Genomic DNA, 2,909 nt, shown 5'->3' on the forward strand with positions numbered 1-2,909 from the left:
CTACGAGCGAATGGCTAGTTCTTACTCGGCGGGAATCCCACCCGCTATATGATACGACCTAGGCTCGGCCGCACACCTGCCCCGTTACTTCCATAAGAAATTCAACATAAAAAGACATTAATCCTTCTTTGATCAACGTCCTTTATTGTTGAAGAAGATTGGTAACCTTAATTATCATTCTTTTAGTTTTCCCTGCTGAATAGTGTTTATGAACTGTGCATTAATATTCTGAACTGCCTAAATTACTTCCGCATTTGTTGCATTGAATAGATACAATGATTTCGGCAGAATTTAAAACGCTATCGTCATTAAAAACTTCTATATCCCCAGATCTTTTAGAAAAATTATATTCTAATTCTCTAATACACCCACATTTTAAACATTTTATGCTAAACATAGGATCATCCTTCTTTTCGTCTAAAAGCTCTATTGCGATTGCCTTTAGTATTGGTATAATAAATCGTTTCATTACTTCACCCCTACGTCGCTTTTTGGAATTGAAATAAAAGCAGATGGCACGGCAAGAATCTTTTAAATAATTGTTTGTCACTAATGGGTGTGATTGTAAAAGGCAATTTATTTTTTATAACGACGAGCAGTTTAGTTGAATCCCTCATATCCTTCTTCCGCTAACCTGCCCCTTTTGTTCAATAAGAAATTCAACACAAAAAGACATTAATCCTTCTTAAGATCAATGCCACCTTTGTTGAGTAACAAAAGAGAAATTCTGTTCTATTCAAATCCAAAGTTTTTCTCTACTTCTTCGCTTGTCTTTGGCAATTCCATTCCCTTTTCCCATATCAAAATTTTATCTTTTGGAGTACCATAATAAATTCTTTTTATTTCCTTACCACGAAATTCTTCTTGTACTTTAATATCTATAAAATCATAGCCTTTTTCTCCCCCGTATGGAGGCTGTGCTTCTTTCTTTATTAAGGGGCGTAGTGGAGTCATATAAAAATTCCCTTCGCTATCCATATTGTATTTTATTGTATTTAAACTATATCCATCGTTTATACCCGCATAATATACGATTTTACCATCTTCCATTTGACTTATATCCCTAATTTCCACTATATCGGTTGAAACACTTTCGATTTCCCATTTGAATAAGCCGACATATCCCAAAATGATTATAGTTATCAAAAGGGCACTTATTATTCCACCTTTTATAAAAGACTTTAGCCGCCATCTTTTCCACGAAGTAGCTATATTTTTTATGACATTACTATCCGTTTTATTTTCCATAATACTTTTTTCTGGACTATGAATTTCATCTTGAATTTTTTCAAAGTCCACTTTGCAATTATTACACTCTGAAAGATGTTCCTCTATCATTCTTTTACTATCATCACTACATACATTGTCGTAATACAACGGAAGCATATCTTTAATTATTTCACACGATGCTTTTTCCAATTTCATTTCTCCCTTAATATTTCTTGAATTTTTTGTTTACCTCGGTAAAACGTGACTCTCGCCCAACTGTTTGCAATAGAACTTTGCTAACCCCTATTCTATATCCTCTTAATTGTTCTATTTCTCCCAAATCAATACCGCACGTTTTATAACTGAATCCCAAGATTCCTTTCCAGCAGTGACTTTTTCGATATCATAATCTACATAATAAACAGCATCGATTTTTTCACTCTCAGAAAAATTCCAGATATAACCTTGATCATTAAGGTTCTTTTCATCATTTATTAGGTTTCTTGAAGGGGAATCAGCAATTGTACCTTTATAAACGATAAAACTCACATTCTTTATCTCTCCATCAATTTCGAGTGGCGTAGGATGGGTCTCGCTAACACTAGAATAACTTTTACCGTAATAATGAGAAACCAATTGATTATCATTTTGCATTTTGATTTCAAATAGATTGGTCGAGTATGGAATAACCCTTTCATAATAAAAGATATAAGCAAACACTCCTAATAGAAAAATAGCCGTAGAAAAAATGGAGGCAATTGAAATAATTACTTTTTTCTTACGCCATTTTTTATTAATCTTATTAATAATTGGAGCTTTATTTTCTGCTGGAATATACAATTCACGTTTCACTGTTTCATATTCCTTTTGACATTTTTCACAGTGCTGTAAATGCTGATCTACCATTTCTTTGGTATCCTGACTAACCACTTCATCAATATAAAGAGGTAAAACATCTTGAATAATTGTGCATTTAATCTTTTTCATAGTTCTCCTCCTCCATATACTCAATAATTTGTTTCCTCGCTCTGTAATAGGTAACCCTTGCCCATCCTGCACTTTTCCCAAAAAGAAGACCTATCTTCTCAAACGGTAACTCACCAAAAGTACGAAGTGAAAAGACCTCCTTATATGGTTCACTCATCGAGTGAAGAAACTGATGAACTGCGAATGCATCTTCTTCATTCATTAAATGATTTACTATCTGTACGGTCATACCTGATTCTTCTACTACATTTGAATCTATTTGTCGTTTATTTCTTTTGTAATGAGAGAAATATGTATTTTTAGCAATCGTAAAAAGCCACGCACGAATATCTTTAGAACCATCGAATTTTTCAATTGCTTTTAACGCCTTGAAAAATGCTTCTTGCGTAATTTCTTCGGCTATATTCTCATCGTGACTTAACGATTTAATAAACAAATAAACCTCCTTAAAATATTCGCAATAGATTTCCTCGAAGTCCATCCCTTTTCACCCCTTTCACTTATATAACTTCTAGAATTTAAATACGTTACAAAAATATTAAATATCGCATATCGGAGAATTATGGAATCCCCTCAATTCCCAAAAGGATCAATCTATATAATTTACATCAAAATAAAAATAGGTACATTCAAAAATGAACTGCACCCTATAAAGTAGACAGTTTAATAAAAAGGGATGTGCCGTGTTTATGCGGCGATGAGATGACTTCGGT

The 2,909-nt window shown here is 33.2% G+C and carries 4 protein-coding genes; all 4 read right to left on the bottom strand.

All coding sequences use genetic code 11. From position 1 onward, the window contains the following. Positions 1-220 precede the first annotated feature (220 nt). The 4 genes from CYL18_RS18875 to CYL18_RS18890 all read right to left on the bottom strand — a co-directional run bounded on the left by CYL18_RS18875 (position 221) and on the right by CYL18_RS18890 (position 2,677). On the bottom strand, positions 221-469 hold the full coding sequence (locus CYL18_RS18875; RefSeq protein WP_104851007.1) for a hypothetical protein: 249 nt from the start codon (positions 467-469) through the stop codon (positions 221-223). Positions 470-732: 263 nt separating this feature from the next. Further along, a complete protein-coding gene (locus CYL18_RS18880; protein WP_201741322.1) occupies positions 733-1,419 on the bottom strand; it encodes a zf-HC2 domain-containing protein in 687 nt (228 codons plus the stop codon). A 117-nt stretch (positions 1,420-1,536) separates the two neighbouring features. Continuing rightward, positions 1,537-2,196 (bottom strand): zf-HC2 domain-containing protein, encoded by a 660-nt coding sequence (locus CYL18_RS18885; protein WP_104851009.1) that lies wholly within the window; start codon positions 2,194-2,196, stop codon positions 1,537-1,539. Continuing rightward, the gene (locus tag CYL18_RS18890) at positions 2,183-2,677 is read right to left on the bottom strand and encodes an RNA polymerase sigma factor (protein ID WP_104851010.1); all 495 of its coding nucleotides are present in this window, start codon (positions 2,675-2,677) and stop codon (positions 2,183-2,185) included. Before CYL18_RS18890 ends, CYL18_RS18885 begins: the two co-directional genes overlap by 14 nt. Positions 2,678-2,909: the final 232 nt, after the last annotated feature.

The sequence above is a fragment of the Pradoshia eiseniae genome, assembly GCF_002946355.1.
In the GTDB taxonomy this organism is placed as follows: Bacteria; Bacillota; Bacilli; order Bacillales; family Pradoshiaceae; genus Pradoshia; species Pradoshia eiseniae.